Here is a 24659-nt window from a genome sequence, read left to right as displayed (position 1 = left end):
CTCTCAGTGCTTTGCACCCTCAATGTAATAGCGCATACAGCTTGCGACGATAAGTCCGCACCAATGGGTGCGCAGCGCCCAGCATGTCGAAAAGCTCTATTAGTGTCTTTCTGGCCGCGTCATCGCCATAACTGCGGTCAGATTGCATCAAGTTCAACAACGCCTCCACGGCCTCCTCGAACCGGTTATTCATGATAGCGTGCAGAGCAAGCTGAAAGCGGGCTTCGGCATCCGCTTCATCCGCCTGTAAACGTTGCTGAATATCCGCAAGGGGGGCGATAGCGCCGGCTTTCTCAACAAAGCGAATACGCGCCAGCAACTGCTTGACGTCTGGACGGCCCTGAATGTCCGCCGGCAGACTGGAGAGAATGGTCGCTGCTTCGTCCTTCTCACCCAATGCAACTTTCACTGCGGCGATATCAACCAGGATTTCCATGTTATTGGGGTCAGCCTGATTCGCCTGCGTCAACATCGCCAACGCCTGTTCGGCCTGCCCTTGTTCAACCAGGGCGCGAGCCTGCTCACGCAGTTCGGCGCCCGGGCTTTGAATGTACTGCCCCAGTAACTCGCGGACTTTGGATTCCGGTTGGGCCCCACTGAACTCCCCCGCCAGCTTCCCCTGGTGAACCAGCTTCACCGTCGGCAGACTGCGTACGCCCAAATGCGCCGCCAGTTCCTGCTGCTGATCCGCATTTACCTTGGCCAGAATAAAAGCGCCCTGATATTCCGTCGCCAGTTTTTCCAGAATAGGCATCAGTTGTTTACAAGGAGCGCACCAGTCCGCCCAGAAATCCACCAGTACGGGAACCTGCATGGATTTTTCCAACACTTCCGCCTGAAAATTTTCCAGGGTCGCTTCGATGATATAGGGAGATTCGGCCATGTCAGATATGACTCCGGTTTAAATTAATCAGGCAAACAAATAGCTTCCTTCTGTTTGTCTGCAACGACAGGGTCTGCACAGGCCAGGCCCTGTCTCCCGCGGCTGGCCGCCGCGCAGGCGCATCCATGCGCCTGAGTATTAACATGCCGATATCATTGCCATGTTAATAAAAAAACCAGGCTCGACAGAGAACTCCGTCGGCCTGAATTCAAGGGAAGAAACAATGCTAAAGAATGTGAGGGCGAATCCGCGCAAAAACAAGGCGTCATGGCCCGGCCCCTTATGACAGTCTATAATTTAACCAGCTCCATCAAATGAATGATCAGATGTATAACAGGGCGAGACCGGAATCCGACGGCGAAACGCCAAATGAGCAAATAAGCCGCCACGAGCGACTTCAATGCTGAGGAGGACACACTATGTCTATTTCCAATACACTCCAACGGTTTCTGACCAGCCATAACGTGAATTATGAGGTCATTACCCACCCCTATAGCGAAACATCAATCGCCAGCGCACAAACCGCACATGTTCCCGTAGAGAGAATGGTGAAGGCGGTCGTGCTTAAAGATGAAAAAGGCTACGTGATCGCAGCCATTCCCTCCACCAACCACCTCAACCTGCGCGAGATCAATCAGACGCTGAGGCGTCAATTGTCTCTGGCCAGCGAAGAAGAACTATGCGACCTGTTCGGCGACTGCGCCGCCGGCGCCATTCCCGCTGTCGGCGAAGCATTCGGCATGTCGACTATCTGGGATGAACAACTGGCCTACGAGCCGGATTTCTATCTGGAAGGCGGCGATCATCGAGAGTTAGTGCACGTCTCTCACTATGATTTTATGGAAATGATGAAGAGCTGCCCCCACGGCACATTCAGCGCACATAACTAACGTCGCCAGAGCGCCCGGCCTGTGGGCGCTCGTCTGACTCGCCACTCCGACATTACAGCTTACTCACGTAATTTATTGAGCTGCTTCACTTTAACTCCCGTTATTCATCCCCCATCTATTCGCCATGAGCAAATGATTATTCATTACTGACAAGATCACCGCACATGACAGAAAGTAATTTTGAATCCGATTCGAAACACTCCGAGTACATTGGCAAGGACGAAGCCGAAGATAGCCGCGGCGGCGCACTAGCGCTTCCTGGTCAGGTCATGCCCAAACGCATTTATTTATTGCCCATCAGCAACCGCCCTTACTTCCCGGCCCAAGTTCAACCGCTGGTCATTAACGCCAACTTATGGGAAGAAACACTGAAGCGCGTCGGCAAGACCGAACACCAGATTCTGGGGCTCACATACGTGGAGAAAGTCCCCTCCCCTGATGAGCCGCCGGACACCGATGACTTCGCCCATATCGGGTGTGTGGTGAAAACGCATAATGTGGTTAACGAGCGCAGCAAGCTACAGTTTATCGCCCAGGGCCTGCAACGCTTCCGCATCACCCAGTGGCTACGGCGCACGCCGCCCTATCTGGTGGAAGTCGAATATCCGGAGCCGGCGCAAGAGTCGGAGAAAGAACTCAAGGCTTATGCGATCGCCCTGATTAACACTATCAAGGAGCTGCTGCCGCTTAACCCGCTGTACAGCGAAGAGCTAAAGCAGTACCTGAGCCGGTTCAGCCCGGACGAACCCTCCGCTCTCACCGACTTCGCCGCCGCCATCACGACGGCGGAAGGTCCAGCCCTGCAGGAAGTACTGGATACCGTGCCGCTGCTCCGGCGAATGGAGAAGGTGTTAATCCTGTTAAAGCAGGAACTGGAAGTCGCCAAGCTGCAGACCCAGATCAGCGCGGAGGTGAACCAGAAAATCAACGAACGCCAGCGTGAATTCTTTTTGCGCGAGCAGCTAAAGGTCATCCAGAAAGAACTGGGTCTGGCGAAAGACGATCGCACTGCAGATATAGAGGAATTCCAGCAGCGCATGAGCGAACGCCATCCGCCGGACGACGTACGCAAACGCTTTGACGAAGAAATCAAAAAGCTGTCCATGCTGGAGACCGGTTCGCCGGAGTATGGCGTCACCCGCAACTACCTTGACTGGCTCACTCAGGTTCCTTGGGGCGTGCATACCGAAGATAAGCTCGATATCGCCCGTGCGCGAGAAATACTCGACAAAGAGCACGACGGATTGGATGACGTTAAAGACAGAATCATCGAATTCCTGGCGGAAGGCTCCTTCAAAGGAGAAGTATCCGGCTCGATCTTACTGCTGATTGGCCCTCCAGGCGTCGGTAAAACCTCCATTGGCAAATCCGTCGCCGCTGCGCTGGGTAGAAAGTTTTACCGCTTCAGCCTGGGCGGCATGCGCGACGAGGCGGAAATAAAAGGTCATCGACGCACCTACATCGGCGCGATGCCTGGCAAGATGGTGCAGGCGCTGAAAGATGTGGGTTCCGCCAACCCCGTCATCATGCTCGACGAAATAGACAAGATCGGCGCGTCGTATCAAGGCGATCCTGCAAGCGCATTGCTGGAAACACTAGACCCCGAGCAGAACAGTGAATTTCTGGATCACTATTTGGATGTCAGGCTGGACCTGTCGAAAGTGCTCTTCGTCTGCACCGCCAATCAGCTGGACACGATTCCCGGTCCACTACTGGACCGTATGGATGTGTTGCGTCTTTCCGGGTATATCACGGAAGAGAAAATGGCCATCGCCAAGAACCATCTTTGGCCAAAACTGCTGAAGCGCATGAACCTGAAGAAGAAACAGGTGTCCATCACTGACGCAGCTCTGCGCCAATTGATAGACGGATACGCCAGAGAAGCCGGCGTGCGCAATCTGGAAAAAAGACTGCATCGACTGATCCGCAAGTCCATCGTTCGTTTAATGGAAAAACCGGATGAACCGATAAGGATAGGCGTTAACAACCTTGTCGACTTCCTTGGCCAGCCTCTATTCCGCAAAGAGAAAAATCTACGCGGCGTTGGCGTGGTTACTGGACTGGCCTGGACCGCCATGGGCGGCGCCACACTGCCCGTTGAAGCCCAATTAATCCACTCCACCCAGCGCAGCTTTAAACTCACCGGCAAACTCGGCGACGTCATGCGGGAGTCAGCGGAAATCGCTTACAGTTATGTATCCGCTCACCTGAAAGAGTTTAAGGGCGACCCCGAATTCTTTGAGCGGGCCTTTGTTCATCTACACGTGCCGGAAGGCGCCACGCCCAAGGACGGCCCCAGCGCTGGAGTCACCATGGCGACGGCGTTACTGTCCCTTGCCCGTAATCAATCGCCTAAAAGTAACGTTGCAATGACAGGGGAACTGACCCTGACAGGCCAGGTATTTCCCGTAGGCGGCATTCGCGAAAAAGTGATTGCAGCAAAACGAAGCGGTGTAAATGAAATCATTCTGCCCGAAGCGAATCGACGCGATTACGATGAGCTGCCTGAGCATATTCGCTCGGGATTGACGATGCATTTCGCCAGTACATTTCAGGATGTCTACAAAGTCATGTTTGCTTAAAACCTATCCATCCAACCCATAAAACGGATGTTAAAATCAGGCGAAGGAACGCCTCTTTTCCCTAGGCCGCATACCGTATCGGAAATCACGTATTATGCGACTTTTGGTGGAGTTTTATACTGACAGTTACCAGTTGTGATGATGTTTTGTCCTGTCTTTCTAGTATAGAAAAGCGTTTGAGGTGCTCTCCAAGCACCTTTTTTTTTGCCTTAAATTTTTGCCTCCGAAAAAATGCGCGAAATCCTTATATCCAAGACAAATGCGCATCTTTTCACCGCGACGCTTTGAGGTTAGTATTCCAACTGGTCAATAGGCCAATGGCCTTAAAATAAAAGTCTATTAACGATTAGACCATAATATGCCAGTATGAAGCCCCGTCCGAATAGAGCCTCAGAGCTCACTCCACTCGGCGGCGTCTGAACCTGGGATAACTAATAACTTAAATCGGGAAGACAATAATGAAGAAACAGATCGCTCGGAAAGTATTAGGTGTTGGCGCTTCAGTTTTATTAATGGGCGGCTTGAACCTGGCTAACGCAGAGACTATCAAAATCGCCATCGCCGGCCCACAGACCGGTGACGTTGCTCAGTATGGCGACATGCAGGTAATCGGCGCAGAAATGGCTGTTGAGCAGATCAACGCAGCAGGCGGCGTAAACGGCGACAAGTTTGAGGCGATCAGATACGACGACGCCTGCGAACCCAAGCAAGCGGTGGCCGTAGCCAACAAAATCGTTAATGACGGCATTAAATTTGTAGTGGGCCACTTGTGCTCCAGCTCCACCCAACCGGCTTCCGACGTCTATGAAGACGAAGGCATCATCACTATCACACCGGCTTCCACTAACCCAGACATTACTGAACGCGGCTACCAGATGATATTCCGCACCATCGGTCTGGACAGCCACCAGGGACCGACCGCAGGAAAATTCATCGCTACCGTGGTCAAACCCAAGCGCGTTGCGGTTATTCACGACAAGCAACAATATGGTGAAGGCATCGCGACCGCCGTTAAGAAGACCTTGGAAGAGAAAAGCATCAATGTTGTTCTGTTCGAAGGCGTTAATAAGGGCGACAAAGACTTCTCTCCTCTAATCGCAAAACTGCAGAAAGAGAACGTGGACTTTGTATACTATGGCGGCTACCACCCTGAGCTGGGCCAGATTCTGCGTCAAGCGTCGGAGAAAGGCTTAGGCATCAAATTCATGGGGCCTGAAGGCGTTGGAAACAAAGACATCAGCCAGATCGCAGGCAAAGCATCCGAAGGCCTGTACGTAACCTTGCCCCCTGCTTTCGATCTGAGACCGGAAAACAAAAATCTGGTTGACGCGTTCAAGGCCAAAAGCCAAGACGCCAGCGGCGCATTCGTAATGACGTCCTACGCAGCGGTTCAGGTTATCGCTGACTCAATCAAAGGCGTAGGCTCTACCGATACTGATGCAATTCAAGCTTACCTTCGCAGCCACTCCTTCAAGACCCCCATGGGTGAAATTGCGTTTGACGAAAAAGGCGACTTGAAAGGTTTCGACTTTGAAATCTATACCTGGCACGCAGACGGCTCCAAAACCGTAGTAAAATAAATCGTATCGCTTCATAACAACACCTTCTTTCCGGCTCCCCGGGAGAGGGTGTTTTTATTAGCAAAGCCTGTCAGATTCAAGGCCGGTTCACACCTTCCGGAGTAACACCCATGCTAGAAGTGATTCTTTACTTCATTCAGCAATTAATTAACGGAATTACCATTGGGAGCACGTATGCTCTCATCGCCATAGGCTACACCATGGTCTACGGCATCATCGGAATGATTAACTTCGCCCATGGCGAGGTCTACATGATAGGAACATACGTCGCGTTCATGGCTATTTCAGGAATGGCCATGTTAGGCGTTGAATTCCTCCCATTAATATTCCTCGTCGCCCTGCTATCCAGCATGTTGGTGTCGAGCAGCTTCGGTTGGGCCATTGAGCGCATCGCCTATCGCCCACTACGCGGCGGCAATCGTTTGATCCCTCTTATTTCCGCCATAGGAATGTCCATATTCCTGCAAAACTATGTCCGCTTGGGACAAGGCTCCCGGGATATCGCCATGTCATCTCAAATTAGCGGCGGCTGGAACTTCGGACCGGAAGATGGCTTCCAAGCCTCTCTTTCATATATACAAATTCTGATTTTTGCCGTCACTATCATTTCTATGACCGTACTGACGCTGTTTATCTCCAGATCCAGAATGGGCCGAGCTTGTCGCGCCGTGGCGCAGGATTTAAAAATGGCCAACCTGCTGGGCATCGACACCAACCGCGTTATCGCATCCACATTTGTAATCGGTGCAGCGCTGGCTGCAGTAGCAGGCACATTGCTTGGCATGTATTACGGCGTTGTGAATGCGTTTGTCGGGTTTATCGCTGGCCTCAAGGCCTTCACCGCTGCTGTGCTTGGTGGCATCGGCAGCATCCCTGGAGCCATGTTGGGCGGTATTATCCTCGGAGTTACGGAGAGTATGACAGCGGCCTACTTCAGCACCGAGTACAAAGATGTCGTCTCTTTCGCATTACTGGTATTGATCCTGTTGTTTAAGCCGACGGGCATTCTCGGCAAGCCGGAAGTGGAGAAAATCTAATGCGCAAGAATCTGCCATTCGCTCTATTCACGGCGGTCATTACTCTCATTCTCTCTTTGCCGATACTGGGCTTGAAGCTGACTCACGAAGGCACAAGGCTGGTACTGGAGGGTGCTTCACAGAGCACCTACATATACATGATATTCGCCACGGTAATAGTTTTCTTAAGCCAGCTGTTCCGTGAGCAGGTTCTGTCAGCAAAAGCCGCTCTCAAGCCTAAAGGAGGCTTACTGACCAAGCTTATGCCGCCAGAAGAAAAGCGGAACATGGCCGGTAAGGTCTTTTTTGTCGCTCTGTTGATCGCTGCAGTTCTGATACCGTTCAACACTGGACGCATCTGGTCGGATATCGCCACACTTGCACTGATCTACGTTATTCTTGGCCTCGGCCTCAATATCGTAGTTGGCTTGGCAGGTCTGCTCGACTTGGGCTACGTCGCATTCTATGCGGTGGGAGCTTACAGCTACGCCCTGCTGTCGCAATATTTCGGATGGTCATTCTGGGTGTGCCTGCCTATCGGCGCTCTGCTTGCCGCTGCATTCGGCTTCCTGCTTGGCTTCCCTGTATTGCGGCTACGCGGAGACTACCTGGCTATCGTCACCCTCGGGTTCGGAGAAATTATCCGTATTCTTCTGAATAACCTGACAAGCCTGACCGGCGGCCCTAATGGCATTGGCGGCATCCCCAAGCCGACTATACCTATGGTGCAGTTCGACCCAGAATTCTCCATTGTCAGTCTGGAGTTCAGCCGCAGAGCATCCGAAGGGAATGTTGCATTCCACGAATTTTTTGGCGTGCCTTATGACTCTTCATTAAAAGTAATTGTGCTATACCTCATTGCGTTGGTGCTGGCTTTGGTGACCATATTTATTGTTCGTCGCCTGATTCGCATGCCAGTAGGACGCGCCTGGGAAGCTCTGCGCGAAGATGAAATCGCATGTCGCTCGCTGGGCTTGAACCGTACCGCCATTAAGTTATCCGCCTTTACTATCGGCGCCGCGTTCGCTGGATTCGCTGGCTCTCTGTATGGCGCACGTCAAGGGCACATCAGTCCCGAGTCATTCATTTTCTTCGAGTCAGTTATCATCCTCGCCATTGTTGTATTAGGCGGCATGGGCTCGCAAATTGGCGTAATGGTCGCAGCGGTTCTGGTCGTGCTGCTTCAAGAACTGTCGCGGGAGTTTGACGAGTATCGTCTACTCGCCTTCGGCATGGTCATGGTGCTTATGATGATCTGGTGTCCGCAAGGCCTGATCCCGATGAAGCGCCCACATCTGCAGTTGAAACAGGAGTAGGACAATGCTGTCTGTTCGCGATTTATCCATGAGGTTCGGCGGCCTGCTTGCTGTAAACGGCGTGTCGCTGGACGTCAACGAACGGGAAATCATTTCCATTATCGGCCCCAACGGCGCAGGTAAAACAACTGTATTTAACTGCATATCCGGCTTCTATAAGCCTACTTCGGGCCAGATTACATTCAAAGGCAAGCCTGTCCAGGGCCTGCCTGATTTTAAAATTTCCCGTCTGGGGATGGTGCGCACGTTTCAGCACGTGCGGCTGTTCAACCGTATGACGGTGATCGAAAACCTGTTGGTGGCGCAACACCGGCACGTCAACACCAATCTTCTTTCGGGTCTGTTAAAAACGCCTTCCTATCGCAAGAAGGAAGGCGATGCAATGGAGAAAGCAGCTTACTGGCTGAAGAAAGTAGACCTCCTGCCTCTCGCGAACCGCGAAGCGGGTAACCTGGCCTACGGCCAGCAACGTCGTCTGGAAATCGCTCGCTGTATGGTGACAGGCCCGGATTTGCTGATGCTTGACGAGCCTGCGGCTGGCTTGAACCCGAAAGAAACGCGGGACCTTGACGAGCTGATAGTCAGCCTGAAGCATGACTACAATGTCTCCATCCTGCTGATTGAGCACGATATGGGGCTGGTAATGGGCATTTCTGATCGCATCTACGTCGTCAGCCAAGGCACGCCTTTGGCAAATGGCACGCCTGATGAAATTAAAACGAATGAAGATGTCATCAAGGCGTATCTGGGAGAAGACTAATGCTTACACTCGAGAATGTTTATACCCATTACGGCAAGATCGAGGCCCTACACGGCATCAGCCTGGAAGTAAACCAAGGCGAGATCGTCTCTCTCATCGGTGCAAACGGCGCAGGAAAAACCACTCTGTTAATGACAGTCTGTGGCGACCCCAGAGCCAGTGAAGGTCGCATCACTTTTATGGGCAAGGACATCACAGAAACGCCAACATCCGAGATAATGCGCAGCGGTATCGCCATTGTGCCTGAGGGACGCCGTGTTTTCTCTGGGCTGACAGTGATGGAAAACTTGCAGATGGGTGCGTTCTTCTCCGAGAAGAGCGACTTTGTGCGTACGCTGGAATACGTCTATGACCTGTTTCCGCGGTTGCGTGAGCGCCATAGTCAGCGCGCTGGCACAATGTCCGGGGGAGAGCAGCAGATGCTGGCGATTGGCCGCGCATTGATGAGTCATCCTAAGATGCTGTTTTTGGACGAGCCTTCTCTCGGTTTGGCGCCAATCATTATAAATCAGATATTTGAGATCATCGGCAAGCTTAGAGAGGAAGGCATGACTATCTTCCTGGTGGAACAGAACGCTAATCAAGCGTTGCGTCTGGCTGATCGCGGCTATGTACTGGAAAACGGCAAAGTCGTACTTCAGGATACCGGCGCGAATCTGCTGGTGAACGAAGACGTCCGTAAAGCCTACCTGGGCGGATAAGCCACCTCTTCCGATATACGGCGGCGCCTCAGATTAGTCACTGAACGCCGCCTTTCTTCAAAAATAATACCTGTAGGCTACTCCGGCTTCCCACCTGTCGTCACTGCGATTCCACTCTTGAACCAAGTGCGCCCTGAAAGCATGATTCTGGGCCAAGTCAAAGTTCTGCTCCAATACGCCTCGATAGCGTATTTCATCACTACTGAAATACTCCCCTTCCGCCCGAAAGCTCTGAGCCCCCCATGGCATACCCAATAAATAGCCTGCACTGACGCCCGCCGCAGAGGTCATCCAAGTTTTGTAGTCAGGGTCATGCTCCAGCCGCGCAGTCAGGAAACCAAACAAGCTTAGCCCTTCAAGTAAGTCATAGCTGCGTCCAGCGCCACCGTTAACTTGATAGGCTTTATCCCCCCCCAGATCACTCCATACCCGCTCAAAACCAGCCTGAACTTTCCATGACAGTGGCCGCAGGAACCTGTTAACCGGCGACTGGGAAATAATATTAATAACGTCAAACCGATGCAGCTCCCAGCCGCTATTCTCGTAGCGGCGCAGTTGAGCGTCTCCGGCGATAATCTGGGCGCCCCGAGGATACCCTTCTTGGCGGTCCTGTAAGTCATGATAGCTGTATCTGAATTGAAGTAGAGAGTATCCCTCACTATCAACACCTCCTCCACCAATCGCCAACATTGTGCTGCCATGCCCGGTTTCAGGAGGGGGAGGCGTAGCCGGCGCGACGCTATCCGCTGGAAGCTGGCTTATTTTCTGTAGCAGTTTGAAACTCCGACGCGCCAGTTCAGGGCTCCTTTGCGTCTTTCTCTGTTCGTAGCGTGTATAACTATACGCCGCCTGCGCTATAGCGCCCTGCCGATTGAGCGGTAAGGCATTGAAGTCGTCTGACGCCATCCTTTTCGGATCTTCAGCGACCTCATAAGCCAGCTTTCTTTCTGATTCAGCCAATCGGCTAATTCTTTCCTGTAAAAGCACCGCCTCCGATGGGCGGTAACGCCGCTCCGCCACATAACGCGCGTCAATCACTGCGCGCACAGTATCCGCAGGAATTGCAGTCAAAGGAAACTGCGATGTAAGTGGAGCTGCTGGGCGCGCTATCTCCAGCAACTCAAGGAGCCGGAAAGCGCAGTTCTCATCAAGAAAGTAGTATTTGAAGCGCACATCCTTCAGCTCCCATAGATGCATCAGCATACGCTCCACTTCCCGTGGCGTCAGGTTCAAGCGATATTCCCACATATCCCGATTTTCCATGTAGGTATACTCTTTAATCTTTTCAAAATAACGCATCATGCTGAACTGTCCGGGATACCCACCAGCCAGCCCCCGATACGCAAAGAAAATGGAGTTATCATCGCCATTGATAGTCGCCCCAAAGTTTAACGCCCAGGACAACCATTCCGAGTCTTCTTCAACATTCGCAGGATCAAACCTCAGAAAAGTGTGCCCAAACATGGATGATGGACTATTCAAATAAGCCGCCGGAAAAATCAAAGATACCTTGGCTGCGTTTACTTCTTTTCGCCATTGATCATATTCAGCACATGAGGAAGACGCTTTCAATTCTGGCGCTTGCGGAAACTGCTCTGAGAGCCACTGCTTGCGTAACGGAAAACGACAGTAAACACGGTCTCTGATTAAAGGGTCCTCACTCGATATTGCCTGCCAAGTGGCCTCTAGCTCAGCCTCAGCATCAGTATTCCCTGCTTCTGATAGGAAAAAACCAGAATCGTCGATATAACTGGAATAGCCTGTAGGACTTAAAGTGTCAGGGCGAAAGTGCAACAGCGCTCTCCAGTCAGCAGATGAAGCCAAGGCCTTTAACGACGATCGCAGGTTATTTGATCCTACATCGTCAGCCACCTGAAATTCGGCATACAAGGGACTGCTTAAAAGTAATAAAACAGCAAAGACGGACAGGAAATGCTTCGACAGCATAGGGAGACAAACGCTCACAGAAACGAGGGGTTATTAGAGGAGAATCAACGCCCGGACTCCCGGGCGTCGCTTCATGTTCTGACTTCAAGCGGCGTACTTGGAAAGCCTTTCATCGGTCTTCATTACATCCATGACAGACTGCATCACCTGTTCCGCTGTGACGCTTTCACTTGGGAATAGCTGATTAAAGTTCTCATGCATTATCTGATTAAAGCGAGCACGATCCTCTGGACCAACCTCCAACGCCACCGCAACAGTGGTCAAGGCATCGCCATGGCCACGCGCCACATCTTCAGAAAACTCATCCATGATCGGCGTGAGATTTACCAATGGCGACCCACCATAAGTCAAAACGCCATTTGCCGAGCACCCATTGGTGCCTGACGTCATGCCGAAGGTGTTGTTACCGGAAGTACCGTTGGTTATAGTGGCCAGAAGATGAATAGGCAGTCCGCTTTCCCCTGCAAACAACATATTGCCCCACCCACAATCTGGGCCTCCAGGGGCTTCAGCAAAAGCGCCGGATGTCATCGACAAAAACCCAACAGCGAGCATCATTTTTCTCATAACGATTCCTCTTTCAACGTTAGCTTATTCTCGTCGCATACTATTTTTTGCAAGCATCGGCTCCCATCCTGGCAACAAACGCTAACCAACTCGACGGAGCGAGTCGCAACAAACTCTTTCTGAAATAGACATCAAACAGCTATGCTGAAACAGAAGCGCTTGGTCATTCTCACCAGGGCGTACAGACTTGGCGCCGACACATGGCCCGAGGTAAGCCTAGTTCAGGTATACAGGCAGATCAAATTGTGAACGTCACTTCAGCGAAAATTAATACGCTTGCTCGCCACGCTTTCAAACTTGCATTGTTAGCGGCGCTCTTTCTTCTCACTGCATGCAGTGGACTGCTTTTTTACCCAGACAAGCACATTTACCGGACACCTGACCAAGTACAGGTCAACTATAGGGATGTATACCTTGATACTCCTGATGGCGAACGCCTTCATGGATGGCTGCTCCGCAGCGACAAGCCTTTGCAAGGCGTAATCTACTTCCTGCACGGCAATGCGGAGAATATCAGCACTCACTGTGGTAACGTGATATGGCTTCCACAACAAGGCTATGATGTATTCTGCCTGGATTACAGGGGCTATGGATTATCTACTGGAAAACCTGATATGGCCGGAGCCCTGAGCGATGTCGAAACCGGTTATGAGTGGTTAAGAAAGCAATACCAAAACACACGAATATTTGTTCTTGGACAAAGCATCGGCGCAGTACTCAGCATTAATTTTGTGGGGCGGATATCTCAGGAAGCAAACAAGCCTCATGCCGTCATTGCAGACTCCCCCTTTAGCGACTTAAGAGACATCGCCAGAGAGAAACTCGCAGCCGGGTGGCTGACCTGGGCTTTTCAGTATCCCTTTTCTTACATGCTTCCAGCTAACTATGACCCAATAGATTATGTTAGGAATATATCTCCGATTCCTTTGCTACTTATTCACAGCACAAATGATCAAGTTATTCCGTACCATCATGGCGCAAAAGTGTTTGAACAGGCGAGCCCCCCAAAATACTTGCTAACTACGGATACACTTCATACAGCGACTTTCAACATCCCTGAATATCGACAAGTGTTGATGAACTTCTTAACCACGCCAGAACAGTCTCCATTTTAAAGTATCTAGTCCTGAAATAGGTTGCCACCTTTTTCGTCTCAAAACGCCCGTTTCAGGGCCAGATGAGGCCGCTCTCGGTTAAAAATATCCACGGATTCATCAACCATCGTTCGGGCCTGCCCTAGATTCCATTGTCGCATCAGCAGGAACTCCGTTTTCAAGATCCCGGTCACCTGACTCACGCAGCCCATGCCTGAGCGTGTTGGCAGATAGATGATATCGGCCACCCAGATCTGGTTAGGCCGGCAGGTTGCAACTTGCTCTGGACCTGGCTTGAGCAGGTTTGGGTGACGCCGGAAGCGGTGATGACTGTGCGTGCTCTTGTGGTATGCCCGGCGCCGGGGAACCAGCAGACGCCGGCTACGCAGTACCTGAAGCAGTTGATCATGCCCCAGATGAAGGGTGTGATCCGACTGCTCATGGAGAAGATGCCGGAGCTTGCGAGCGCCGATCCGGGGCTGACGGAGACGAACAGACCGGACAAAGTCCACCACCCGCTGCTCACGATCTTCCCTGGCTCGCTGCGCTCGTTCCGGCTGATACCAAGCTTGCCGGCTAATCCCCAAGAGACGACACGCCCTGCTGACGGTCAATCCGGCGCCGCGTTTTTGCGTGAGGACTTGCCGGGCCGTTTTTTACGGACACCCCGTAATCCTTCTCCATCACATCGACAATCGCTTCCTTTCTGTTCGGCCAGGCGCAGCTTCTCCTCAAGCTCCTTGATCCGCTGTTCCGGGGTAGGTGGGGACTTCGGCAGGGTGGGACTCTTATTCACTCGCTGGGAGGTGACGCCAGGACTCCAGTCCTGGCGGCCATATCGACGCAACTAGGTTAGCACCGTCGAACGGCCTTGGATACCGTAGCGGGCCTGAGTCTGTTTATAAGTCAGCTCACCGCCTTCGATCTGATCCACCACCGCCTGTTTAAAAGTCAGAGTGTAGTCCCGTTGTGTTCGCTTAACTCGCTGATTCATCACATTCTCCCAAAGTTAGGGCTGGAATGTGTCAACTCTATTCAGGACGGGTCACAGGCATAAAAAAAGCCGCATTCGCGGCTTCTTCGTTTCTGGCGGAATTAACCAGCCATTCCCGCTTTCTCGTCTTCAGTCACTTCCTTCATAGAAAGCTTGATTCGACCACGGGCGTCAATATCCAACACCTTAACAACGACTTCCTGGCCTTCTTTCAGGTAGTCAGTCACGTTCTCTACGCGCTCTTGAGCAATCTGAGAGATGTGAACCAAGCCATCCTTACCAGGCAGGATGTTCACGAAGGCGCCAAACTCAACGATACGTTCGACCTTACCGCGATACAACTTACCAACTTCAGCCTCAGCGGTGATTTCAGTTATGCGGTAAATCGCCTCATCGGCCGCCAGCTTACTTTCTGCATAGATGCGTACGGTGCCGTTGTCGTCGATATCAATCGAAGCGCCAGTGTCTTCACAGATAGAACGAATAGTCGCGCCACCTTTACCGATAACATCACGGATTTTATCTGGATCAATCTTGATAGTTTCCATCTTCGGCGCGTTATCAGCGACGGAGTCACGCGGAGCGGAAATTACTTTGTTCATTTCCCCAAGAATATGCAGCCTCGCGTGCAGAGCCTGCTCCAGTGCAATCTCCATGATCTCGTCGGTAATGCCGTTGATCTTGATATCCATTTGCAGAGCAGTAACGCCTTTCTCGGTTCCCGCCACTTTAAAATCCATGTCGCCCAAATGATCTTCATCACCCAGGATATCAGTCAGGACTGCAAAGCTTTCGCCTTCTTTCACCAAGCCCATCGCGATACCCGCAACCGGCGCTTTCACAGGAATACCTGCATCCATCAGCGCCAAGCTGCTACCGCACACACTGGCCATGGAGCTAGAGCCGTTTGACTCAGTGATTTCAGACACACAGCGCACCGCATACGGAAATTCTTCCAGGTTAGGCATCAACGCTTGAACACCACGACGCGCCAAACGTCCGTGCCCAATTTCGCGGCGACCTACGCCACCAACCCGAGAGGCTTCACCCACAGAGTAAGGAGGAAAGTTGTAGTGGAACAAGAATGAGTCTTTCTTCTCCCCCTCAAGCGCATCCACCATCAATACATCACGCATAGTCCCCAGAGTCGCCGTTACCAGAGCCTGAGTCTCTCCACGAGTAAATAATGCAGAGCCATGAGTATTCGGCAATACGCCAACTTCAATTTTCAGGTCGCGAACAGTTTTTGTATCACGACCATCAATGCGAGGTTCGCCCTTCAATATGCTCTGGCGCACACACGCCTTTTCGAGCTTACTGAAGTATTTCTTAACCAGTTCAGAATCGAACTTGCCGTCTTCTTCACCAGCCAGCTCTTCCACCGCCTGCTGGCGCAACTCGCCCAACTTAGCATAGCGGTCTGCTTTAACTCTAATACCATAGGCTTCGCTGATAGAGCCTGCGAACTTGGCTTTTAACGCATCCAACAGTCCTGCGTTAACTTCAGGCGCCTGCCAGTCCCACTTAGGCTTGCCGGCTTCCTGAGCAAACTCTTTAATCGCCTGTACCGCCACCTGCATTTCCTGGTGAGCGAACAGCACCGCGCCTAACATCTGGTCTTCCGTCAACTCTTTCGCTTCAGACTCGACCATTAAAACAGCGTCTTCGGTGCCAGCAACAACCATGTCCAGCTTAGAGTTTTCAATTGCTTTGAAGCCAGGATTCAGCAGGTAGCCCTCTTCGTCGTTGTAGCCAACGCGCGCAGCAGCCAAAGGCCCCTGGAAAGGAACGCCCGAGACCTCCAACGCCGCCGCGGCGCCAATAATGGAGGCGATATCTGGATCGACATCTTTATTTGCTGACATAACTGTACAGATGATTTGCACTTCGTTCATAAAACCATCTGGGAACAGGGGACGAATTGGGCGGTCAATCAGCCGGGAAGTCAGAGTTTCTTTCTCTGAGGGACGGCCCTCACGCTTGAAGTAACCGCCAGGAATACGTCCTGCGGCATAGGTTTTTTCCTGGTAGTGAACAGAGAGAGGGAAGAAGTCACGACCTGGAACGGCTTCTTTTTCTGCAACAGCGGTGACCAAAACAACAGTATCGTCCATTGTCACCAACACGGCTCCGGTAGCCTGGCGAGCTACACGACCAGTTTCCAGAGTGACTGTTGAGCTGCCGTATTGAAATGTTTTACGAACTGGGTTCACTTTGACTCCTTACGAGTGTTTTTAATTTTTACGCTTAAGTTTAATCCGGAATCAGCTGCTACATACCGATTCGAGCCTTAGATACCCAACAAAGGAACCTTTGATTTATTCGATCTCTTTAACAAGACCGCAAACTTCTCCAACACCTATGAACAGGCTTTCACGAAAAGCTCGTTACACCCACTCATCTTGCTTCATTTCTTGAGCATAAAGCCCTTTGAAAATCATCAAGTATCGAATAAATCGGAGGTTCCTCAAAAAGTAACGGGGTATCAAACATTTGATACCCCGGATACTAAAGCAATACCTTTGTCTTCTTAGCGACGCAGACCCAGCTTCTGGATCAGGTCAACATAACGTTGGGTATCTTTGCCTTTCAGATAATCAAGCAACTTACGGCGCTGGTTAACCATACGGATCAACCCGCGACGAGAATGGTGGTCATGCTTGTTCGCCTGGAAGTGATCTTGCAGCTTGTTGATATTTGCCGTCAACAGAGCAACTTGTACTTCAGGAGAACCAGTGTCCCCTTCCTTTACTTGATGTTCCTTAACAATAGCCGACTTTTCGGTAGCAGATAATGCCATGATTTTTCTCCAAATATGCAAATAATGCGGAAACGACCGTGCATATTAACAGCCGCCCCATTCATTCAGCGCTTAGCGCGCTCACGTTGAGCAACCGAACAGGTTTAACCGTTCCATCGCTCATCACTTCTCCCAGGCCGATAAACTGACGCCTGCTAGTGTACAGACGCACTCTACCCTTGCTCGAGAGAGGCGATATTTTAACCGTTTGCCCCTGGATAATCGAGCCTGTATTAAGCTCATCGAGAATTATTTCGGAGAACTGCTGAACAGACGAATCGATAGGCAGCAAACGTTGTTTGTATTCTTCCGCCGCAATTTGACGCCCGCTTTCATCATTAAACGAAACAAACTCAGCGCTGTTCGCTAATGAAAACGGTCCGCAACGAGTGCGGCGCAATTCCGCTACATGCGCACCACACCCTAGAACTTGTCCGATGTCCTCCACAAGGTTACGGACATAAGTCCCTTTACTACAGAGAACCCGAAGGCGTAAAAGCGGTGGGGTATAGTCTAAAAGCTCAAGCTCATGAATTACGATATCCCTGGCTTTTCGCTCCACTTCTAAACCCTGTCTGGCAAGCTTATATAGAGGAGTCCCTTTATGTTTTAACGCCGAAAACATTGACGGTATCTGCTTAAGACCCCCTCTGAACTGGGCCAGAACACTCTCCAAGTCAGAATCAGATAAGTCAGGGACGGGCGACTCTGTAACAACATCACCGTCAGCATCAGAAGTAGTGGTAGTACGGCCAAGATATGCGCACGTCACATACTCTTTGTCGGAGTCCAATAGCAGCTGGCTAAACTTGGTAGCTTCACCAAAGCAAAGAGGTAATACACCTGTTGCTAAAGGGTCTAGAGCGCCTGTATGACCTGCTTTCTGCGCGCTCAAAGCATACTTGACTTTTTGCAGAACCGCATTGGACGTCCAACCTTGCGGTTTATCGACCACCACCACGCCGTCTATTGGCACGCCTTTCTTACGTCTCGCCACCGTCGACAATACCTTCAGTCGTCACTGGAGTCAGAGACGCCACTATCTTTAGCCCGCGCCTTTTGAATCAACGCCCCTAAACGTTGAGCATTACTAACAGATGCGTCGTAATGGAAACGAAGTTGAGGCATCACTCTAAGTTTGATCGCACGCCCCAATTCAGAGCGCAAAAATCCTGCGGCGCTTTCTAAGACTTTTAAAGACGCTTTGGACGATGTATCTCCATCTTCCACGTCTTTCAGATTTAGAACGGTTACGTATACATCCGCATAAGAGAGGTCCTTGCTCACTTTAACGCTATTTACAGTAACCATTCCTAAGCGTGGGTCCTTCAGCTCCCTCTGTATCAGTTGCGCTAGTTCTTTTTGGATCTGTTCCGCAACTCTGTCTAATCGACTGAACTCTCGAGCCATCTATATATTTACTCTTAATTACCTGCACGCAGCGATTGTCAAGAAAGGAGGGAGCGTTACAGAGAACGCTCAACTCTTACCTTGTCGAACACTTCAATAATATCGCCGACTTTAACTTCATAATTACGTACGCCAATACCACATTCAGTACCTGCGCGAACTTCTGATACGTCATCTTTGAAACGGCGTAGAGACTCAAGCTCACCTTCAAAAATAACTACATTGTCTCGCAGAACACGTATTGGCTTGTTGCGATATACACCGCCTTCCAGAACCATACAACCCGCAACCTGTCCGAATTTTGGGCTCTTGAATGTATCACGCACCTCTGCGGTACCGACGATATCCTCGCGGAATTCAGGCGCCAGCATACCAGTCAACGCCTTCTTAACATCATCGATAATGTTATAGATGACACTATAGTAACGAAGCTCGATGCCTTCTCTTTCAACAATCCTACGAGCACTTGCGTCCGCACGAACGTTAAAACCGACGACAATCGCCTGAGTGGAAAGCGCAAGGTTAGCGTCCGTCTCGGTGATACCGCCAACACCACTGGCCACAATCTTGACCTGCACTTCTTCATTGCCGATTTCGGTCAAAGCGCCAATCAATGCTTCCAAAGAGCCACGCACATCGGTCTTTAAAACGATGTTCAACTCTTTTACGCCGCCTTTACCCATATTTTCAAACAGGTTTTCAAGGCTGGCAGCCTGTTGACGCTGGAGACGCGTTTGACGTTCTTTGTTTTGACGAAACTCAGCAACTTCACGGGCTTTTTTCTCGTCAGGAACGACAATAAACTCGTCACCCGCATCAGGAGTGCCGTTTAATCCAAGAATTTCTACAGGTATAGAAGGGCCTGCATCTTGAACATTCTGACCATTTTCATTCACCATGGCCCTTACACGACCATAGTACTCCCCAGCCAAAACAATATCGCCATGGCGCAAAGTTCCATTTTGTACGAGAACGGTTGCGACTGAGCCGCGACCACGGTCCAGGCTGGATTCAATTACCACCCCTTTACCTGGAGCATCAGGTACTGCAGTCAACTCCAACATTTCGGACTGCAACAGAATCGCCTCTAACAGATCGTCGATACCATCGCCTGTATGGGCAGAGACTGGCACAAATTGCACATCGCCACCCCACTCTTCTGGGATAACGTCAAGAGCAGAGAGTTCGTTCTTAACACGATCAGGGTCAGCTTGTTCTTTATCCATTTTGTTCACAGCCACAACCAGCGGCACGCCAGCTGCTTTTGCGTGTTGCACAGCTTCTTGCGTTTGCGGCATTACGCCATCATCCGCAGCGACCACCAGAATGACTATATCAGTACATTGGGCTCCGCGAGCTCGCATGGCGGTAAATGCCGCATGCCCAGGAGTATCCAAAAACGAGACCATGCCTCTAGGCGTTTCAACATGGTATGCGCCGATATGCTGTGTAATTCCACCCGACTCTTGAGCAGCCACTTTAGCGCGACGAATATAGTCGAGCAGAGAGGTTTTACCATGATCAACATGCCCCATTACACTGACAACAGGCGCTCGGGGTTTTGATTCGCCTTCGAAAGAAATGGATTCCAGCACTTCCGTCTCTACGGCATCTTCCTGAAGCAGTTTGACTTTATGTCCCATTTCCTCAGCAACCAGCTGAGCAACATCCTGATCAATTGGCTGATTTAAAGTCGCCATAACTCCCATTCCCATCAGGCGTTTGATAACCTCAACGCCTTTCACTGACATTTTCTGGGCCAGTTCTGCGACTGTAATAGTATCCGGAATCACAACCTCCCGAACAATTGGCTGGGCCGAACGGTCCTGAACCACCTTGCTCTTCTTTTTACGTTGGCGAGCCCGTCTTGGGGCATCTTCACTGGAGTCTTCTTCTTCGGTGGCAATGACCTTTGAAGACTTAAGTTGAGGCGCAGGTTTTGGTTTGTGCTTCTCGCGACGCTTCAAATCTTCAGCGTCAACCGGCTCCCGACGCTCCTCCGAGTCCTCTTTATTACGCCTATGCTTTGACGTTTTTCTTGCCTCGGATTTTTTCTCATCATCCTCTGCCTGAGCAGCCGCCCCGGCAGCTTTTTCCTGGCTATTGCCAGATGCTTCTGCACCAGCTGACTCACCAGCGTCTACATCAGCTACCGTCTCGACATTTTGAGTCTCTGGGCCCGTCACTTCTTGTTGCGCGCTTTCAACAGCTCCCACAACGACTTCTGGAGCCAGATCACTCTGATCAATGACTTCCGCCTCAACTTCTCTTTCTTTCATTGCAGCTTCTTCAACTGCTCTCTGAATATCCTGCTGCTTCTGCGCTTCTACGTCACTGGCAGCTTCACTGCGCTTGATATAAGTCCGCTTCTTCCGCACTTCGACATTGATTGAGCGGTTAACCCCTGTCCCAGAGGCTTTAAGCGTAGTGGTCGTTTTACGTTTTAAAGTGATCTTTTTCGGTTCAGAAAAAGACTCTCCGTGACTTTGCTTCAAAAACGCCAATAACTTCTGCTTCTCTGAATCCGTAACAATATCGCCTTCACCACGCTTCTCCAGCCCCGCGTCAACCATCTGCTTTAACAGACGCTCAACGGGAGCCCCGACGTCTTCGGCAAGCTGCTTAATAGTAACTTCTGCCATGCTTGTCTCCTGTATGCCCCCGAATTACTGTTGTTCCTCAAACCATGGTTTACGCGCAGTCATGATTAATTGCGCAGCTCGTTCTTCATCAACTTCGTCGATATCGAGGAGATCATCAACAGATTGTTCAGCCAGGTCTTCCATAGTGACAATACCTTTGCTTGCGAGTACAAACGCCAAGTGCCGGTCCATCCCTTCCATGTTTAACAGGTCTTCCGCTGGCTCCGCCTTCTCTAACTGCTCTTCGTTCGCCAGAGCTTGATTAATCAGAACATTTTTAGCCCGTTTGCGCAGTTCACTCACCAGATCTTCATCAAAACCTTCGATAGCGAGCATCTCTTCCATCGGAACATACGCAACTTCTTCCAACGATGTAAAACCTTCGGAGGCCAGCACCTCAGCCAAATCTTCCTCAACGCCTAACTGGTCGATAAAGCCATCGACATAGCGTCTGAACTCTTCTTCTTGCTGCTGCCCTGCCTGCTCTTCCGTCAGTACATTAATTTCCCAGCCCGTAAGCTCTGAAGCTAGCTTGACGTTCTGCCCACTACGTCCTATCGCCATCGCCAAATTATCTTCTGAAACAGCCACCTGCATAGTGTGGCTGTCCTCATCAATGATAATCGACGCAACCTCCGCCGGAGCCATCGCATTAATGACCAGCTGAGCAGGATTATCATCCCAAAGCACAATATCAATACGCTCGTTGCCTAACTCGCTAGACACGGCTTGAACGCGCGAGCCCCGCATGCCGACGCAAGCACCAACAGGATCAATACGTCCATCATTGGTTTTAACCGCTATTTTGGCTCTCGAGCCTGGATCACGCGCCGCCGCTTTAATTTCGATAACTTCTTCTGCAATTTCAGGGACTTCAATGCGAAAAAGCTCAATCAACATCTGTGAGCATGCGCGGCTCAATATTAACTGAGGTCCACGATTGTCCATTCTGATATCTAATAACAGCGCACGAACCCGGTCACCTACACGATATGTTTCTCTGCTGATTAATTGATCTTTTGGCAACAAAGCTTCTGCGTTTGCACCTAAGTCAACAATAATATTGTCCCGGGTAACTTTCTTGACAACGCCATTAACCAAGTCGCCAACCTTTTCACGATAACTGTCAACTATTTTTGTACGCTCAGCTTCACGCACTTTCTGAACAATAATCTGCTTAGCGGCTTGGGCGCCAATGCGTCCAAAAGCAACAGCTTCGACTTCCTCTTCATGAATATCGCCGGGGTTAAGGTCCAAGCCACTCTCATGGATCTCTTCTAGAGTAAGCTCGGTTCCCAAAGCTGGAACAGCGTCATTATCAACAACTAACCAGCGGCGAAAAGCCTGGTACTCACCAGTCTTTCTGTCGATATCCACTCGAATATCAGCTTCTTCATCTTCGTAGCGCTTTTTTGTCGCGGTGGCCAAAGCCAACTCAATAGCCTCGAAAATGACGTCTTTATCTACCCCTTTTTCGTTGGAGACCGCTTCCACAACCAACAAGATTTCTTTGTTCATCTTTACCCCGTAATCCCATCAATACTGCGGCACAACATTCGCTTTATCTATCGTTTCCACAGGAAATATAAATTCTTCCGCGTCCACTTGGAGCACTATTTCATCATTTTCAACAGCCACCAAAAGGCCCTTGAATTTACGCCGCCCATTAAAAGGCGCCTGCAGCCTGACTTCAATGAGAGAACCAACATATGCTTTATATTGCTCAACATTAAAAAGCGGCCGATCCCACCCGGGTGAAGACACTTCCAAGGTATATTCACCCTTTATCGGATCTTCAACATCTAAAATAGCGCTAATCTGACGACTCACTTTCTCACAATCGTCAACTAACACCCCGGACTCTTTGTCTATATAGATTCGTAACAAACTCCTCTTTCCTTGGGCGTGGAAGTCCAGCCCCCAAAAACTACAGCCCATACCTTCCACAACAGGCCTGAGAAGTTGGTAAAGATCATCTTTACGAGCCAATAGATTATCTCCGATAGGAAGCATACTTAGTGCATATACGCCAAGTCGCCAAACAAAAAATGGGCATTACGCCCATCCTCCGACTACACCATAGTGCAGTTAATAAAAAACCCCTTAAAAGGGGTTTTACAACGTGCATCCCAAAAAATACAGCAGCAGAATTATAGTTGCTGCAAAGAAGGCGGGCAATGGACCCGCCTTCTTTAATATGGTGCCGAAGGCCGGACTTGAACCGGCACAGCCATAGGCTACTACCCCCTCAAGATAGCGTGTCTACCAATTTCACCACTTCGGCATAAACCTTATTCTAACTCAGGCTGGACATCGGAAGGAGCTTCCGGTGCTTTCTGAGTCTCACTGGAGCCTGCAGAGCTTGCATCAATTGAAGGGGAATCAGACTCTGAGGAAGAGCCAGGAACCGTTTCAACCACAGGAACTCCACTCGCAGTAACCTGACCAGCTTTTTGCTTGGCAACATAAGCCAAAGCAAAACTACTCAGGAAGAAAACAATGGCTAGAGTAGTCGTCATTTTTGTCAAAAAAGAACCACTACCGCTAGAGCCAAAAACCGTTTGAGAAGCACCGCCGCCAAAGGAAGCCCCCATGTCAGCGCCTTTACCCTGCTGAATAAGCACCAAGCCAATAACACCAGCTGCAACAATCACATGAACTACTACAATCAGGGTTTCAAACAGTTCCATTTAATTCTACCTTACTCTACCGCAGCCTCGATAATAGAGACAAATTCTTCCGAGACCAGCGAGGCCCCACCAACAAGCGCCCCATCTATATCCGGCATGGAGAATAACTCTTTAGCATTTGACGACTTAACACTGCCGCCATATAAAATTCTAATTTTTTCCGCCATTTGCGGAAAGTGCCTGCGAATACTATCCCGCAACGCTTTATGCATCTTTTGCGCATCAACAGGGGATGCAGTTTTACCTGTACCGATAGCCCAGACCGGCTCATAGGCAACGACCCATGAAGCTTTGGGCTCAACAGACAAAAACACTGCCTCAAGTTGCTTCAACGTTATCTCTTCAGCAGAGCCAGACTCACGCTCTTCGAGTGTTTCGCCCACACATAATATCGGGCTTAGACCCGATTCAGCAGCACATCTAACTTTATCCGCAACAACCCGGTCGCACTCACCGTATAGCGCTCTCCGCTCTGAGTGTCCAAGTATGACCCAGGAACACTTCATCTCAGCACACATTTCAGCGCCAACTTCTCCAGTATAAGCGCCATCTTTCGTTGCGGAGCAGTTCTGAGCGCCCAACTCGACCGAGGAGCCTGAAATCATATCTGCGACACTTTGCAGATATGGAAAAGGAGGACAGACCACAACATCAACTGAGCCAAGCGCACTTGCGCTCACTATGCCTTCCAACAGCTCTTTATTACGAGCTAATCTGCCATTGGATTTCCAGTTACCGGCAATCAGTTTTTTTCGCATTCAACCCTCCAGTTCGCGCGAGGCGCACA

The 24659-nt window shown here is 50.6% G+C and carries 20 protein-coding genes, 1 tRNA gene and 1 pseudogene; 8 read left to right on the top strand and 14 right to left on the bottom strand.

Annotated features, from left to right (window positions below; genetic code table 11):
• Positions 1-19: 19 nt before the first annotated feature.
• Positions 20-883: a tetratricopeptide repeat protein gene (locus AC2IBB_RS07105; RefSeq protein ID WP_486332194.1), complete on the bottom strand. Its 864-nt coding sequence runs from the start codon at positions 881-883 to the stop codon at positions 20-22.
• A 419-nt stretch (positions 884-1302) separates the two neighbouring features.
• Here AC2IBB_RS07105 and AC2IBB_RS07100 point away from each other — a divergent pair, with 419 nt between their 5' ends.
• The 7 genes from AC2IBB_RS07100 (at position 1303) to AC2IBB_RS07070 (ending at position 9728) form a co-directional block, all read left to right on the top strand.
• Positions 1303-1773, top strand: coding sequence for an aminoacyl-tRNA deacylase (locus AC2IBB_RS07100; RefSeq protein ID WP_486332193.1), 471 nt, complete (start codon positions 1303-1305; stop codon positions 1771-1773).
• 164 nt (positions 1774-1937) lie between these two features.
• Positions 1938-4355 (top strand): endopeptidase La, encoded by a 2418-nt coding sequence (lon, locus tag AC2IBB_RS07095; RefSeq protein ID WP_486332192.1) that lies wholly within the window; start codon positions 1938-1940, stop codon positions 4353-4355.
• A gap of 458 nt (positions 4356-4813) precedes the next feature.
• Positions 4814-5935 carry a branched-chain amino acid ABC transporter substrate-binding protein gene (locus tag AC2IBB_RS07090; protein WP_486332191.1) on the top strand — a complete coding sequence of 374 codons (1122 nt, stop codon included), beginning with the start codon at positions 4814-4816 and terminating at the stop codon, positions 5933-5935.
• 110 nt (positions 5936-6045) lie between these two features.
• Positions 6046-6972: a high-affinity branched-chain amino acid ABC transporter permease LivH gene (livH, locus tag AC2IBB_RS07085; protein WP_486332190.1), complete on the top strand. Its 927-nt coding sequence runs from the start codon at positions 6046-6048 to the stop codon at positions 6970-6972.
• Complete coding sequence (locus AC2IBB_RS07080; protein ID WP_486332189.1) at positions 6972-8267, top strand: high-affinity branched-chain amino acid ABC transporter permease LivM; 1296 nt, start codon at positions 6972-6974, stop codon at positions 8265-8267. The genes livH and AC2IBB_RS07080 overlap by 1 nt, the downstream gene beginning before the upstream one ends.
• Positions 8268-8271: 4 nt before the next feature.
• A complete protein-coding gene (livG, locus tag AC2IBB_RS07075; protein ID WP_486332188.1) occupies positions 8272-9027 on the top strand; it encodes a high-affinity branched-chain amino acid ABC transporter ATP-binding protein LivG in 756 nt (251 codons plus the stop codon).
• Positions 9027-9728: an ABC transporter ATP-binding protein gene (locus tag AC2IBB_RS07070; RefSeq protein ID WP_486332187.1), complete on the top strand. Its 702-nt coding sequence runs from the start codon at positions 9027-9029 to the stop codon at positions 9726-9728. The genes livG and AC2IBB_RS07070 overlap by 1 nt, the downstream gene beginning before the upstream one ends.
• Before the next feature lie 57 nt (positions 9729-9785).
• On the opposite strand, the gene AC2IBB_RS07065 is transcribed toward AC2IBB_RS07070, so the two are convergent.
• Complete coding sequence (locus tag AC2IBB_RS07065; RefSeq protein WP_486332186.1) at positions 9786-11675, bottom strand: Lnb N-terminal periplasmic domain-containing protein; 1890 nt, start codon at positions 11673-11675, stop codon at positions 9786-9788.
• An 84-nt stretch (positions 11676-11759) separates the two neighbouring features.
• Positions 11760-12242 carry a DUF3015 domain-containing protein gene (locus AC2IBB_RS07060; protein ID WP_486332185.1) on the bottom strand — a complete coding sequence of 161 codons (483 nt, stop codon included), beginning with the start codon at positions 12240-12242 and terminating at the stop codon, positions 11760-11762.
• A 200-nt stretch (positions 12243-12442) separates the two neighbouring features.
• Between AC2IBB_RS07060 and AC2IBB_RS07055 the strand changes: the two genes are divergently transcribed.
• Positions 12443-13357 (top strand): alpha/beta hydrolase, encoded by a 915-nt coding sequence (locus AC2IBB_RS07055; protein WP_486332184.1) that lies wholly within the window; start codon positions 12443-12445, stop codon positions 13355-13357.
• A gap of 38 nt (positions 13358-13395) precedes the next feature.
• Here AC2IBB_RS07055 and AC2IBB_RS07050 read toward each other — a convergent pair.
• The 11 genes and pseudogenes from AC2IBB_RS07050 to tpiA form a co-directional block, all read right to left on the bottom strand.
• Positions 13396-14330: pseudogene (locus AC2IBB_RS07050) on the bottom strand (transposase family protein).
• Between the two features lie 101 nt (positions 14331-14431).
• Complete coding sequence (pnp, locus tag AC2IBB_RS07045) at positions 14432-16543, bottom strand: polyribonucleotide nucleotidyltransferase (RefSeq protein ID WP_486332183.1); 2112 nt, start codon at positions 16541-16543, stop codon at positions 14432-14434.
• A gap of 317 nt (positions 16544-16860) precedes the next feature.
• Positions 16861-17130, bottom strand: coding sequence for a 30S ribosomal protein S15 (gene rpsO, locus AC2IBB_RS07040; protein ID WP_486332182.1), 270 nt, complete (start codon positions 17128-17130; stop codon positions 16861-16863).
• 61 nt (positions 17131-17191) lie between these two features.
• A complete protein-coding gene (gene truB, locus AC2IBB_RS07035) occupies positions 17192-18127 on the bottom strand; it encodes a tRNA pseudouridine(55) synthase TruB (protein WP_486332181.1) in 936 nt (311 codons plus the stop codon).
• A 14-nt stretch (positions 18128-18141) separates the two neighbouring features.
• Complete coding sequence (gene rbfA / locus AC2IBB_RS07030) at positions 18142-18540, bottom strand: 30S ribosome-binding factor RbfA (protein ID WP_486332180.1); 399 nt, start codon at positions 18538-18540, stop codon at positions 18142-18144.
• 56 nt (positions 18541-18596) lie between these two features.
• Positions 18597-21182: a translation initiation factor IF-2 gene (gene infB, locus AC2IBB_RS07025; protein ID WP_486332179.1), complete on the bottom strand. Its 2586-nt coding sequence runs from the start codon at positions 21180-21182 to the stop codon at positions 18597-18599.
• Between the two features lie 24 nt (positions 21183-21206).
• Positions 21207-22700, bottom strand: a complete 1494-nt coding sequence (gene nusA, locus AC2IBB_RS07020) for a transcription termination factor NusA (RefSeq protein ID WP_486332178.1) — start codon at positions 22698-22700, stop codon at positions 21207-21209.
• 18 nt (positions 22701-22718) lie between these two features.
• Positions 22719-23171: a ribosome maturation factor RimP gene (gene rimP, locus AC2IBB_RS07015; RefSeq protein ID WP_486332177.1), complete on the bottom strand. Its 453-nt coding sequence runs from the start codon at positions 23169-23171 to the stop codon at positions 22719-22721.
• Positions 23172-23380: 209 nt separating this feature from the next.
• Positions 23381-23466: transfer RNA gene (locus tag AC2IBB_RS07010), tRNA-Leu, on the bottom strand.
• A 7-nt stretch (positions 23467-23473) separates the two neighbouring features.
• Positions 23474-23872, bottom strand: coding sequence for a preprotein translocase subunit SecG (secG, locus tag AC2IBB_RS07005; protein WP_486332176.1), 399 nt, complete (start codon positions 23870-23872; stop codon positions 23474-23476).
• 11 nt (positions 23873-23883) lie between these two features.
• Complete coding sequence (gene tpiA, locus AC2IBB_RS07000) at positions 23884-24630, bottom strand: triose-phosphate isomerase (RefSeq protein WP_486332175.1); 747 nt, start codon at positions 24628-24630, stop codon at positions 23884-23886.
• Positions 24631-24659: the final 29 nt, after the last annotated feature.

The sequence above is a fragment of the Hahella sp. NS-SX17 genome (assembly GCF_057367735.1).
This window is presented reverse-complemented; position numbering and strand designations above follow the sequence as displayed.